Source organism: Parabacteroides sp. AF14-59, from assembly GCF_003479515.1.
GTDB classification, from domain to species: domain Bacteria; phylum Bacteroidota; class Bacteroidia; order Bacteroidales; family Tannerellaceae; genus Parabacteroides; species Parabacteroides faecis.
This window is the reverse complement of record NZ_QUHH01000003.1, coordinates 361,104-374,701: the sequence shown is the minus strand read 5'-3', so window position 1 is coordinate 374,701 and position 13,598 is coordinate 361,104. Positions and strand designations below refer to the sequence as shown.

Genomic DNA, 13,598 nt, shown 5'->3' with positions numbered 1-13,598 from the left:
GCATTCAATAGTAACCTATAAGTCTTATGGATAAAGAACTTCCCCAATCGAAGATGACCGTCAAACCCGGCAAACTATTCGTCAACCTGACCAAAAGCCAGCTCCCCGGACAAGAACCGTTTTATAAAGGAACACTTCCTTTTCATCCTTCACTGACCCTCGAGGATATCGCCGAACGCGCAGTGAAGAATCGTTCTTCCTATTCGCACGGGACGCTCATTGCTTCCTTCCGCACGATGGTGGAAGAGATATATGGTGCCATCGAAGACGGCTTCAACGTCGACTTCGGACTGGGGCGGACGGAAATGACCGTCAAGGGCCGCTTCAAGACTGAATACGAGAAGTTCGACCGCGAACGGCATGCGATTTGCATCAAACTCCGTCCTTCGCCCCGGCTTAATCAACTGGCCGGTTGGTTTCCGGCGGAGGTCACCCCTTACCACCGCAACGCACCGCTACCCAACGAAGTCAGCATCCATAATGACTGTTACCGTCAACAGGAGGATCGCGAGTTCTGCATTATCCCAGCCAACTATACTCTTCCGCTCTTCATTCATGGCAGCCGTCTCAAAGTGATGGGCGATCATCCGGAAGTAGGCATCGTCATCAGACAGGAAGAGGGCGAGAAAAAGTATTTCATCAATCCCCGGATGGTTTTTATCAATGAGTCGACACACCTGGCCTTTATGCTGCCCGAGCCGTTGACACCGGGCAGGTGGGTGGCGGAGGTGCATAGTCAGTACAATCCAAACTATATCCTGTACAAAAACCCTCGCATAGGGTCTGTCACCTTTACTATACTCGACCCCACCCTACCCGGATAGTGCAGTTAACCCTATCAGGATAGGGTCGACTACACCATCAGGATAGGGCAAGCTACACTATCAAGATAGTGTGACACCCTACCTTAGGCATCTCCCCTCCCCAGACAAAAGATATCGACATATCAGAGATACCCGGGTTATCCCCAAGCAGGAGCGGATCTATCCTCTCATCGAAGTTACTTAGCCATTGCAGGTTCATTTGCCGTCAGTTTTAACTGACGGGTTACAAGTCGTTTCTCTTTTTTGGCTTTAGCCACATTTCTCGTCACATAAAGAGACTGTTAAAATGGGACTAAAGTCCAAAGAGATAGATCATTTACTAATCCGTCAGCTGAAGCAGACGGCAAAGGAACCTGTAACTAAGCATGTCTTATTTATGACTGATGGCTTATGCTCGAATAAGCTCAAATCTTTCTAATTCGACAGCGAAGCCTAACTGTCAACTGTCACTTGTCACCTATCAACTGAAAAAAGGTTTCACCTTTTCCTAGATTCTCATCCGCTCCGAAACTCCTTCCCTTTACCTATCTATTGAACCTGTCGTCCGTCGAAGAAACGCACCGTACGGCTGGTCTGCTGTGCCTGTGCTTCGTTGTGGGTTACCATTACGATGGTACGTCCGTCTTCCTTGTTCAGTTTATGAAGTATTTCCATGACCTCGATACCCATCTTAGAGTCCAGGTTACCGGTCGGCTCATCCGCCAGGATGATCTCGGGGTTACCTACGATCGCACGGGCAATGGCTACACGTTGGCACTGACCACCAGACAACTGGGTCGGGAAGTGACGCATACGGTGACTCAGACCGACCTTTTCGAGAACGGCTTCGGCTGCCTTGCGGCGTTCGGAGGAAGAGACGTTGCGGTAAAGTAACGGCAACTCCACATTATCCAGTACATTCAGGGAATTGATCAGATGGAACGACTGGAAGACAAAGCCCAGCGTCTTATTACGGAAAGCTGCCAGTTGCTTGTCGTTCATATGGCTCGTATCCGTACCGGCAATTTCCACCATACCGCCTGTCGGAGCGTCCAGCAGGCCGATAATGTTCAACAAGGTCGACTTTCCACAACCGGAGGGTCCCATGATGCTCAGGAATTCACCTTTCCGGATATCCAGATTTACATTTTCCAGGGCTACTGTTTCGATCTCCTTCGTGCGGTAGATCTTTTCGAGGTTTGTTAACTTGATCATGATGTTTGATATTTAATTGTTATTATTGATTAATTCGTTATTTACCAGTTTTAAGTTCTCTCTTTATCAAAGTCAGAGGTAACTATTCTCTTATCAATGTGACTTCGCAATTGCAGGTTCATTTGCCGTCTGCTTTAGCTGACGGTTTACAGTTGTTTCTCTCTCTTGGCTTCAGCCACATTTCTCTTCAATAGAGAGATTGTTTAAATGGGACTAAAGTCCAAAGAGATAAACCATTTACTTATCCGTCAGCTAAAGCAGACGGCAAATGAACCTGTAACTAGGCATGTCTTATTTATGACTGATGGCTTATACCTTGATAGGCTCACATCTTTCTATATTTATTTTCTTATTCATAATGTAGTGCCTCCGCCGGTTTCATCTTCATCGTTTTACGGATCGGGAACCAGATGCCGAGGGTGATCATTCCTGCCATCAGCAGATAAGCTCCTCCAAAGGTCGCCGCAAACCGCCACCAGGTATACGGTAGACGATAGGTGTCAGGCATATCGAAGTAAAGCATATTCATTATAAATACCAGCAGAAAGGGAATTGTGAGAGCCAGCAGAATAAGCCCTTCGAGGTTCATCAGGCGGCTAAGCTGACGACGGTTCGAGCCGAGAGCGACACGCAATCCCATCTCCCCCTGTCGTGCCTGCGTACGCAACCAGAAAGTTCCGATGATGCCGAAGAAGACGTTGATCAGCATGAAACCCACCAGGGCGGTCTTTTTCTTCATATTGTCTTCGCGGCTCTTCAGAATCTGGCTTCTCATTTCACTGAGCGGGACGACGCTCGAAACGTAGACATTGTTCACCGTCAGCCGGTCGCCCATCCCTTGCAGGAGTGCTTCCATGTCTTCCGCCCGGAAACCGGGTTTCATTCGCACCAGGCAGTCGACAGCCTGCGGTTGATTCTCTTCAATATCCCCGAGCAGCTGCTCCCGGGTGGGTATCTGGTAAAAGAAAGGTATGCTCTCCTTATATTCCGACTCGCGGACGGAACCGGAAACCGCCAGGACGAGCATCTCATCCGAACTATCGGGATGATACTTGACAAACTGCCCACGGGCCGAACCTTTCTCCCCGTAGAAAGCACGCTCCATATCGGCGGAAATAACGATCCCGGTCCGTTGCCCGATAAGTGGAGAAAGCTCCTTACCCTCTTTTTCTTTTATCCGCAGTACGGTAAAATACTCGGGAGTGACGGTCGACTGTCGGAAACCTGCCTTGATAAACGTATCCGCATCAGCCCGGAAGAGTGTCGACCAGGAACGGTTCTCCGTATAGACACAGCCGACGTGGGACAATGAAACTTCTTCCACCTTGTCTTCCTGACGGATGTTGTCGACCAGGCGCAGTACGTCCTCACCTTGCCTGGTGATGAGTAACGAGTCTTCCACGTACCCCGAAGTACCCGGCATAATAACTCCCAACTGCACCTTATAAACATTATCGATATTAAAACCCAACGGTTGGTAATAGGTGTACTTATCCACCAGCAGTGAATCCATCATGACCCATAGAATGCCGACCACAACCAGAAGTTCGGCAAAGATCCAGCCATTGCTGCGCCGTTGGTTCCAGATTATCTTTAGTATATGCTTTATCATCTTCGTTTCGTCTTTTATCTTGTTATTTATCTATCGAGTCTTCTCCTTTCAACGAGCCGGCTATCTGTTCATTGGCAATGCGCAGGGCAGGTATCCCGGCTGAGAGCAAATTGAGCAACAGGCAGAATAACAGGGCGATGAAGAAGATACCGGGCTTAAACAGCATATCGCCTTGCAACGTCGTATCGGCATTGGGCAACAAGAAGTCGCGACAGACAGTCAGAAGCAGGAACGAAAGGATCAGGCCGATCACACCGCCCAGCAGGGTCGTCACACTGTTCTCATAAAGAACCTGGCGTACAAGTACAGCGGAGGTTGCCCCGAATGCCTTACGAACGCCCATCTCCCCACGGCGTTTCTGTACCGCCGATTGCGTCACGCCCATCAGGTTCAGCGCCGGAACGAGCAGTAGGAAAAGCAGCAAGCCACCCATCTCCGCGAGGAAATCTTTCAGTTCGACTTTGACCTGCCCGATGGTACCGATCGCCTTGTCGAAACGGGTGATCGGGTTGTGGAAAAAATGAATCTCTGCTTCCTGCTTCGTTGAGTTATAACGAGCGATCTGTCCCTTCAGTTCTTGGCGGATGGCATCGAAGTCGGATGCATCGCGAGCCAACAGGCAGGTATTGAAAGCACCCGACATATTCTCAAGGTATGCCATATTGAGTACCATCGGATTGGTCGTGTAAGGTGTCCAGACTTGTCCGTAGGAAGAGTCGGAGGCACGGCTGACATCTTTCACCACCCCGCAAATCGTAAAAGGCTGACGGTCGATGATGACCGGCTTTCCTACTACCTGAGTCGTGCCATACAGCCCCCTCGCAACACTCTCGCAGACAACAGCCTGGTGAATGCCGGATGTGAAGTCTGCCTCCGTGAACGGCTTGCCTTCCAGAAAAGAGAAGGCGTAGACCTTCCAGAAACCCGGATCGGTATAAAAGATCTTATATGTCTTAAACATTTGCCTACCGGGCAACGACAAAGGGTATGACATCGTGAACCAGGCAGATACGGCTTCGGGTGTTTTCAACGAATAGAAGCATTCGCGGACAGCTTCGACAGACATGTTTCCTCTGCTCCAGCTGTTCTTTGTCTTTACCTCGGTTCCTTGTTCCACATAGAGCATCCGGTCGCGGTTCACCTCCGGTACAAAATTGGTCAGCTGTACCTGAAAGACCAGGATAACGATCATTATCATTGCGATAGACAGTGCCGTTCCGAGTATGGATATCACGCTGATGAGAGGATTCTCACGCAGCATGCTCAGGGCTTGTTTTATATATTGTTTGATCATATTATTGTTGGGTAGGGACGGTTATTTGATTTTGAGCTTGTTCTTATCCTTGTAGCTGCTCATGTCGGAGACGATGACTTCGTCGCCGGGTTGCAGGCCGCTGATCACTTCCACGTATTCGTAATTGCTGTCGCCCAGCTGGACTTTGCGTTTCAGCAGTTGGTCGCCGTTGATGACGAACAGTTCATATTCGCCTTTGCCGACGTAATAAGAGGCATTAGCGATACGCAAAACGTCGTCTTTTATTGCGTTCATTACATATACGTCTGTCTTCAGACCGGAGCGGAGGCGGCGGTGGTTGTCTTCCTCCAGTTGTACGGTAAAGGAGATGACACCGTTCTTTGAAAGCGGGGTAACGTCGCTGACGGTACCTTCCAGCTTATCGCTGCCGATCTTAACAACCGCCTTGCTGCCTGCGGCGATACGGTCGCCATACGTGTCGGCTATCTCTCCTTCGATCTTGAAATGGGACAGGTCGGAGACGATGGCGACTTTCGTTCCCTGTGGCACCTGGGCACCGATCTCGTTGTTCACATACGTCAGGATAGCCTTACGCGGCGAACGGATCTGGGCATCGTCGAGGGTACGTTTCGTTTCTGAAAGACCTTTGCGGAAGATATTGAGGTCGAGTTCTTTTACCTTCAGGTCGGCTTCGGAAAGGGCTTGTTCGTTGATGTATTTCTGTTCGTCTTCCTTCAGCTTGAGCTGGCTGACGTTGAAGTCGAGTTCTACCTGGCGCACTTTGTCGGTCGTTCCGGCACCGAGGCTGTCGAGATAGCGTTCGTTACGGAGTTCCACGGCTTTCCGGTCGAGTTCCATGCGGGATACTTTCAGTTTCATTTCCATTTCAGACAGCTTGCTTTGGTTGGTGACTTTCAGCTTTTCCAGTTCCAGGCGTTTCATCTGTTCTTCGTCCAGCAGTTTGTTGTATTCGGTTTCTGCACTTTGCAGGTCCAGTTTCAGGATGGGGGTACCGACATCCACGGAGTCGCCGCCTTTTTTATAGATCTCGACGATGCGGGAATTGATCGGTGAGTTGATTATTTCTTCAAAGGCGGGAATCACTTTCCCGGATGCGCTGACCGATACTTCGATCACCCCTTTATCCACTTTCGAAATAGTGATGTCTTTACGATTCAGGCTGGTTTGCAGAAAAGAGATGACAACGGCAACGACGAGAACGATGCTCCCTACCCCTGCTCCGATCTTGATGATCTGTTTGCGTTGTTCTTTTCTCCGAACCTCTTTCGATATCTCTCTATCCATATTTAGTATTGTTTTTATTTCTGCCCTCCTAGGGGCAAACTCCGTGCCAAAAAGCTAAACAACTGATTATGTGCAAAAAGGAAGGATGAATGGGTGTTCAATATCGGACAGTGTGTTCGGTTTTACGGAAAACATTCCAGGCATGACGGTTGTTCTTATTACCATTAAAACAGTAAACGTATGAATGCTAAAACAACACTTTTCACACTTTTCGCGGGCTTAGCCATCTTGCTGGCTGGTTGCGACAATAACGACGATGATCACAAAGATGCAATCGAACCGACCGAACCGGTCATGCAAGCTTTCAACAAGAAATATCCGAATGCCTCCAACCCGATCTTTACGATAGAGGGTAATTACTACGTAGCGGAATTCACGAACAACGGTGTCTCTACCGAAGCGTGGCTAACCGAACAGGGCAAATGGATGATGGACAAAGCGGATACGCCTTTCAACCAGCTTCCGGAAGCGGTGACCGCCGCATTCGATAACGGACTTTATGCCGGTTGGAAAGTGGATGATTCCTATACGATCAACCGGGATAGCATGACGGTCGTTTATAAGATCGATGCCGAGAAAGGGAACAGTGATATGGATCTGTATTACTCCCCGTACGGCAATCTTATCAAGGCGGTAAATGATGAAGGGAATGAGGATGCCCCGATCGTGATACCGGCAGAGGTGCATACGTTGATGGCATTCACCTTTGCTACCTGCGACTTGCTGGATATACAGAGTAATGCCGACGGGTATATCCTGAATATGCTGGATGGAAAGGTGTACAAGATTGCCCAGTTGAATAAGAATTATTTATGGCAAAGCACTTCCTACCAGATCGCGGAGCAGAATGTACCGGAAATCATCATGGATAGTTTCCAGTCTACGGGCTATGTCGGAGATACGATTGAATCAATCCTGGTAAAGATCGATGCAAACGGCACATTCTATACCTTTACCGTCGATCACAATGGGCAGAGCACGGAGGTTACGTTCGATGCGATCGGAAATATCGTACAATAAGTAATTTTAAACCTACTTTTCCCTTGATGGAAAAGTAGTCAAAAGATCAAGGCTGAACCGGCTTCACTGCTCCGGTGAAAGACTACGCTGAAAAATCCGAAACTCGCTACGCTCAGACAACGGTTTTTTTAACCGCTTCGTCTTTCCCCTTCGCGGACGCTCACCCGCTTAGGCCTTTCATAGGAAGCAGAGCTTCCTCTTAGGATTGCCGACACCGCTTGCTTTTTGCACGATTCCGGGTCAAGCCCGGAATGACAAGCTTGGGACTTCGGGATTGATAACAAACCTGTCATCCCGTGCTGACAGCCTAAAGAACTGCCAGTATCGGCAATCATAAGAGAACGCTTTGCGTTCTATGAAAGGCCTCAGCTGGCGAGCGTTAAGCGCAGCAGCCGGAGAGAGCGCCCGGAGCATCCGCTGTTTGAGCGAAGCGAGTTTCGGAGGCGACAGCGAACGCAGGATGCGGAGTAGCGAGGCAGGTGCAGCCTTGAACTTTTGGTTACTTTTCTTTCAAGAGAAAAGTAACATACAAATAGGATAATATCCGAATCTATCCATAAAAAAATCCCCTTCGCACATCATTCTGCGAAGGGGATTTTAATAATCTTATCTACTTATCAACTCGATCCGTGCACTCTTGACTCCCGGTGAAGAAGCTTCGAAGTAGATCGTTCCCGGAGTCTCTTCCGTTTGTACGATGGCGGTCAGCTGTCCGCTGAACAGTTTCATCTGTGGAGCCTGGAAAGATTCGAGGCTTGCCGAATTACCGTTGGCGGCCGCTTTATATGTACCGGCTCCACGAACATTGAACTTGATCTGGTTGGTGGCATCCGGACAAAGGTTACCGTTTTTATCCACTACCCGTACGTTAATAAAAGACAGGTCTTTACCATCGGCTGTCAGATTATTGCGATCAGCAGAAAGCTCGATATGATGAGGTTTACCGGCTGTATGTACTTCCTCTTCGGCAACGGCGTTTCCATCCTTATCATAAGCTACCACTTTCAGCGTACCCGGCTCATATTTGGTATCCATCCACATCAGGCGATAGCGTTTCTGACGTTCGAAACTCTTCTGAGCTGCTTCGGTATAGCTGCTGTCAATGCCGATGCTCAGATCTTTCGTACGTTTGCCCTGGCTCTTTCCGTTGATGAACAGCTCTGCAGAAGGATAGTTGGTGTAAACGAACACCGGAGTCACTTCACCTTCGCGTCCCGGCCATGTCCAGTGAGGCAGGACATGTAACGTCTTTTCAGCCTTGTTCCAATGACTGCGATACAGATAGTAGCGGTCCTTTGGAATACCGGCCAGGTCAATGATACCGAACAGGGAGCTATGGCTCGGCCAGTTAGTATAATACGGAGTCGGTTCACCCAGATAGTCGAAACCGGTCCATACGAACTCGCCGATACAATAAGGCAGGTCTTCATGCTGGATGAAATCGTCTTCCGGCAAGTTTGACCAGCCGCAATGCTCTACGTCGTAAGAAGAACTCTGATGATCGTCGTAGACAGCCATCGCCTTGCGTTCAACCGGAAATTTATAGACACCACGTGAACTTACCGTTGAAGCCGTCTCACTTCCCAGAATAATTTCCTGCGGTAGTTTCTTGTAATTAACCTGATATCTGAACGGACGGTAGTTAAAACCGGCCACTTCCATTACCGCAGCAAAGTTATTGTTTACGACAGCATCCGGCGCATCCATACCCTGCGTTACCGGACGAGTCGGGTCTTCCCGGTGGCAGATGTCCTGCAGGAAGCGGGCGATCTTGGCATCTCCTTCAATCCACTGGTTCGGAACTTCATTACCGATACACCACATCACCACACTCGGGTTATTACGGAAATGGTGAACCAGGTTTACCATATCTTTTTCCGCCCATTCATCGAAGAAGAGATTGTAGCCGTTCTTACATTTAGCGACATTCCACTCGTCGAAGCTTTCAGCCATCAGCATCATACCCATCTCATCACAAGCCTTCACCAGTTCAGGGGCAGGCATGTTGTGGGAAGTACGGATCGCATTACACCCCATCTCTTTCAGGATACGGATCTGGCGACGGATAGCGGCATCATTCACGGCTGCTCCCAACGGCCCCAGGTCATGGTGGTTACATACGCCTTTGAACACGGTCTTTTCACCGTTCAGGAAAAAGCCTTTACCCGGAATGATCTCGATAGAACGGATACCGAACGGGGTCGTGTATTCGTCTTTCAACTCGGTTCCGTTCCGGTACAAACGGCTTTCTGCCACATACAGGGCCGGCATATCCGGTGACCAAAGTGTCGGAGTATGAACAATAAACTCTTGGTCGACCGAACCGTTATTATATTTAATGTCGGTCAATGGAAGCATTGTCTCTACCAGCATCTGTCCGTTCGGATTACGAAGGCTTGTTTTTACTGCATATTGTTTCGGGTCAGCTCCTGCCGGCAGGTTCACCTTCGTGTTTACATTCACTTTGGCATATTCTTTCTTTACAATAGGAGTTGTCACATACGTTCCCCAAACAGGGATATGCGCATCTTCCGTAACAATCACATGCACGTTCCGATACAGACCGGCTCCGGGATACCAGCGGGATGATTCCGGCTGGTTTTCCAGGCGGACAGCCAATGTATTCTTCTGTCCCGGTTTCAGATACTTCGTAATATCGAAATGGAACGAGTTATATCCGTAAGGCCAATACCCTACTTCTTCTCCGTTAATATACACTTTCGCGTGGCTCATAGCTCCATCGAACAGGATGGATGCTTTTTTACCTTCAGCGAACTGGGGGACTTCAAACTCAGTACGGTACCAACCGACACCAACAAAAGGCAGACCGCCTGTACGTCCGGCGTGTTCCATTGCCTCTTTCTGGCCATCCTGTGAAATGGCTACTTCCTGCTTGTCGTTCTGGGAACTGAACGGACCGTATATCGCCCAATCGTGAGGCACTGTCACCGATTGCCATTTACTGTCGTCGAAAGCGGGTTTGATAAAGTCGGGGTTATCCTCACGGGTGAACTTCCAGTTTTTCTCCAGAAGGAACTCACTACGTACTTGTGCTGAAAGGTTGGTCAGCAGTCCGAATAACGCGACTAAAATAACTAAATTGAATCTTTTCATGCGCATTTTAATGTTTTTGTAGTTCTTAGCGCAGCAAAAATAGCTAAATTTGCAGCTTTCACAAACTAAATCTACAATAACAAGTTACTGAATATGTTAATTCAACTAGCGTTTGTACTAATTGCAATTATAATCGGAGCCCGTCTTGGTGGTATCGGGCTTGGTGTTTTAGGTGGACTCGGGCTTGCCGTACTGACTTTTGTCTTCGGCCTCGAACCAACCTCTCCTCCTATCGACGTGATGTTAATGATCGTAGCCGTCATTGCTGCAGCCAGTTGCATGCAGGCAGCCGGTGGTCTGGACCTGATGGTGAAATGGGCAGAAAAACTTCTTCGTAAGAATCCTTCCAAAATTACAATATTAAGTCCGCTGGTTACCTATGTTTTCACGTTCATTGCCGGTACAGGGCATGTAGCTTACTCGGTTTTACCCGTTATCGCGGAAGTGGCAACCGAAACGAAAATACGTCCGGAACGCCCGCTGGGTATCGCCGTGATTGCTTCACAGCAGGCTATCACCGCCAGTCCGATCTCTGCGGCTACCGTGGCTCTGTTGAGCATGCTGGTGGGACAAGGGTTCAATGTGACTCTATTCGATATTCTGATGATCTCCGTACCCTGTACGCTGGCAGGCGTGCTGGCTGGTGCTTTCTATTCCCTGCGTGTCGGTAAAGAGCTGGAAGACGATCCTGAATTCAAAAGACGTATTGCAGAAGGAGAATTCACGACCCAGAAGTATGAGTTGAAAGATGTAAAGAATCAGAAAGCGGCCGGTTGGTCGGTCATCATCTTTATCCTGGCGACTATCGGTATTATCCTGTTCGGTTCGATTGAAAGTATCCGTCCGACATTCAACGGCCAGTCTCTGTCGATGGCTTACATTATCGAGATATTGATGTTGTCGGCTGCCGCCATCATCTTGCTGGCAACCCGGACGGACGGGATCAAAGCCGTTCAGGGTTCGGTTTTTTCTGCCGGTATGCAGGCCGTTGTCGCCATCTTCGGTATTGCCTGGATGGGCGATACGTTTATCGGCGGGAATATGGCGGAGCTGAAAGGCTCGATTGAACAGATCGTTACCGAAATGCCTTGGTTATTCGGGATCGCCCTGTTTCTGATGTCTATTCTGCTGTTCAGCCAAGCGGCAACCGTACGTGCTTTGCTTCCTTTAGGATTGGCGCTGGGAATATCTCCTTATATGTTAATCGCCCTCTTCCCTGCCGTAAACGGTTACTTTTTCATACCGAATTATCCGACAGTCGTTGCTGCAATCAATTTTGACCGTACAGGAACCACCCATATCGGAAAATATATCCTGAATCACTCTTTTATGATCCCCGGATTGATCGCAACCGGAGTTTCTGTATTGCTTGGACTACTTCTTATACAATTATTTTAAGGATAGTCGGCAGTAACTTTTAAAACGGCCATACGGAAAAATTGACAAGTATATTAGCCATATTGCTATGTCACCGATTCTTTATCCTGTGTAACTTTGCACTGTAAATAAAAACAATAAGCATATGAAACCAGTAGAATTGACAAAAGCAGATTTCATTCAGAAAGTAGGTAATTTCGAAGCTGACCCGAAAGATTGGAAATACATAGGAGATAAACCTTGTATCGTAGATTTCCAGGCACCATGGTGTGGTTACTGCAAACGTTTGGACCCGATATTGGATGAATTCGCCGAAACGTATGACGGGAAACTGGATATCTATAAAGTAAATGTAGACGATGAGGAAGCTTTGGAAACGGCATTCAACATCCGTACTATCCCTACACTCCTTATCTGCAAACCGGACGGGACAAAAGAATTCATGCTCGGAACAATGCCCAAGCACGAGTTAAAAAAGATCATTGAAGAAAATATCCTGAAATAAGAGTCATTACACTCCGTTATTTACGGACTGTAATATGGAAACAGCCTTGCTTGCGTTCGTGCTTGATATAACAACGTTCAGCCTTTCGCTGATCGCGGAGCACAGACGCAAGTACCATTTTCAGACGGTCGCTATCGATATTCAAGGTATCCTTTTCGTCTATTTTAGTGTAACGAACCCAGGATATATCAAAAGTAGTACCATAGCGGTGAGCTGAATTCATGGAAGCGTTATAGTTACGTTTTCCTAATTTCTTCACATCATCGACTGTACGGGTAACGCTTGTCACTTTTATTTTATAGATGGAAGCATTCAGGTTATAAAGGGAATCCTGGAAATTCCGTCCGATATCTTCCAGCAATGTAGCAGCTTCGGGGATCAGATAAGGGATGGAATGTTTCAATTCTTCCACTTCATAATAATCGCAGGTCTTGATCTCCTTCATTTTCTTAGAGGCATGTTCGGCATCATCCCGATTACTGATAGGTTCTATTCCTATTTTCTGTGCTACCGCCAGTTGAACATCATTCAAGTCATTAAAGTCCCGGTTATAACTACCATTATACCAAATGGTTTTCAACTCACCCCGCTTTTCCTTGCAAGAAGAAAAAGCACAAACAGCCATCAATACGGCCAGTAAACTTATTGTATTTATAAATAATTTCATCCCTTTTGATTTTGGGAAACAAAAATAAGAAAAATAACAGACTTAACAGGACAAGAGAAAAAAGATTTCGTACTTTTGTAAACAGTATAAATAAAAGAATATGGATATGAGTACTTTAGAACTAAAACTTTCACTGATTGAACAATTAAAGCAAATCGATGACGAGCAGTTGTTGCATAAGATCAAAAATCTTATCAGCCAGCACACAGGCAAGAAAGTCGAACGCCTGCCGGCACAAATGACGGTAGATGAGCTGAAAGAGGTGTTGAAGAAATCTATAGAAGAATCCAAACAAGGGTTAGGTATGACTTCCGATGAATTACGAAAAAGACATCCTCTATGCCAACAAGATTAAAGTGGTTACCACAAGCTATTACCTTACTTGAAAATATTTACGATTATTACAGTAAGAAGAGCGAATGCTCTGCCGTTCGCTTATATAACAGAATTATTGATTCTGCCGACTTGTTAAAGACATTTCCTCACGCAGGACCTCTCGAACCTTCATTAAAGGATTTTCCACAAAACTTTCATTCGTTTGTTGTCGAAAAACATTACAAGCTGATCTATACGATCAGTCCCGACCTCATCGAAATACATGCCATATGGGATTGCAGGCAAGACGACTGGAAGCTTAAAGAAATGTTCCGATAGTTATATCTCAAAAAAAAGCCCGAATCTATTTAGGAGACAAAGAATATTACTAATTTTGCGTACCTAAATAA

At 47.4% G+C, this 13,598-nt stretch carries 13 protein-coding genes; 7 read left to right on the top strand and 6 right to left on the bottom strand.

Annotation, left to right across the window (positions count from 1 at the left end; all coding sequences use genetic code 11):
• The first annotated feature begins 26 nt into the window (after window positions 1–26).
• On the top strand, window positions 27–824 hold the full coding sequence (locus DWW23_RS05740; protein WP_122352307.1) for a DNA-binding domain-containing protein: 798 nt from the start codon (window positions 27–29) through the stop codon (window positions 822–824).
• A 528-nt stretch (window positions 825–1,352) separates the two neighbouring features.
• On the opposite strand, the gene DWW23_RS05735 is transcribed toward DWW23_RS05740, so the two are convergent.
• The 4 genes from DWW23_RS05735 to DWW23_RS05720 form a co-directional block, all read right to left on the bottom strand.
• Window positions 1,353–2,018, bottom strand: coding sequence for an ABC transporter ATP-binding protein (locus DWW23_RS05735; RefSeq protein WP_122352306.1), 666 nt, complete (start codon window positions 2,016–2,018; stop codon window positions 1,353–1,355).
• Between the two features lie 349 nt (window positions 2,019–2,367).
• Complete coding sequence (locus DWW23_RS05730) at window positions 2,368–3,630, bottom strand: FtsX-like permease family protein (RefSeq protein ID WP_122352305.1); 1,263 nt, start codon at window positions 3,628–3,630, stop codon at window positions 2,368–2,370.
• Between the two features lie 22 nt (window positions 3,631–3,652).
• Complete coding sequence (locus DWW23_RS05725) at window positions 3,653–4,924, bottom strand: ABC transporter permease (protein ID WP_122352304.1); 1,272 nt, start codon at window positions 4,922–4,924, stop codon at window positions 3,653–3,655.
• Between the two features lie 21 nt (window positions 4,925–4,945).
• Entirely contained in the window at window positions 4,946–6,190 is a 1,245-nt protein-coding gene (locus DWW23_RS05720; protein ID WP_122352303.1) for an efflux RND transporter periplasmic adaptor subunit, read from the bottom strand.
• A 180-nt stretch (window positions 6,191–6,370) separates the two neighbouring features.
• Between DWW23_RS05720 and DWW23_RS05715 the strand changes: the two genes are divergently transcribed.
• Complete coding sequence (locus tag DWW23_RS05715; protein WP_122352302.1) at window positions 6,371–7,210, top strand: PepSY-like domain-containing protein; 840 nt, start codon at window positions 6,371–6,373, stop codon at window positions 7,208–7,210.
• A 355-nt stretch (window positions 7,211–7,565) separates the two neighbouring features.
• The gene (locus DWW23_RS26370) at window positions 7,566–7,751 is read left to right on the top strand and encodes a hypothetical protein (RefSeq protein WP_147382596.1); all 186 of its coding nucleotides are present in this window, start codon (window positions 7,566–7,568) and stop codon (window positions 7,749–7,751) included.
• A gap of 65 nt (window positions 7,752–7,816) precedes the next feature.
• Here DWW23_RS26370 and galB read toward each other — a convergent pair whose 3' ends face one another.
• Window positions 7,817–10,324 carry a beta-galactosidase GalB gene (galB, locus tag DWW23_RS05710; protein WP_122352367.1) on the bottom strand — a complete coding sequence of 836 codons (2,508 nt, stop codon included), beginning with the start codon at window positions 10,322–10,324 and terminating at the stop codon, window positions 7,817–7,819.
• Between the two features lie 93 nt (window positions 10,325–10,417).
• On the opposite strand from galB, the gene DWW23_RS05705 reads away from it, so the two are divergent.
• Window positions 10,418–11,722 carry an anaerobic C4-dicarboxylate transporter family protein gene (locus tag DWW23_RS05705; protein ID WP_122352301.1) on the top strand — a complete coding sequence of 435 codons (1,305 nt, stop codon included), beginning with the start codon at window positions 10,418–10,420 and terminating at the stop codon, window positions 11,720–11,722.
• A 124-nt stretch (window positions 11,723–11,846) separates the two neighbouring features.
• Window positions 11,847–12,206, top strand: coding sequence for a co-chaperone YbbN (locus DWW23_RS05700; RefSeq protein WP_122352300.1), 360 nt, complete (start codon window positions 11,847–11,849; stop codon window positions 12,204–12,206).
• A 16-nt stretch (window positions 12,207–12,222) separates the two neighbouring features.
• On the opposite strand, the gene DWW23_RS05695 is transcribed toward DWW23_RS05700, so the two are convergent.
• Window positions 12,223–12,873, bottom strand: coding sequence for a DUF5715 family protein (locus DWW23_RS05695; protein WP_122352299.1), 651 nt, complete (start codon window positions 12,871–12,873; stop codon window positions 12,223–12,225).
• 106 nt (window positions 12,874–12,979) lie between these two features.
• Between DWW23_RS05695 and DWW23_RS05690 the strand changes: the two genes are divergently transcribed.
• A complete protein-coding gene (locus DWW23_RS05690) occupies window positions 12,980–13,228 on the top strand; it encodes a hypothetical protein (RefSeq protein WP_122352366.1) in 249 nt (82 codons plus the stop codon).
• Entirely contained in the window at window positions 13,213–13,527 is a 315-nt protein-coding gene (locus DWW23_RS05685) for a type II toxin-antitoxin system RelE/ParE family toxin (RefSeq protein ID WP_122352298.1), read from the top strand. Before DWW23_RS05690 ends, DWW23_RS05685 begins: the two co-directional genes overlap by 16 nt.
• Window positions 13,528–13,598 lie beyond the last annotated feature (71 nt).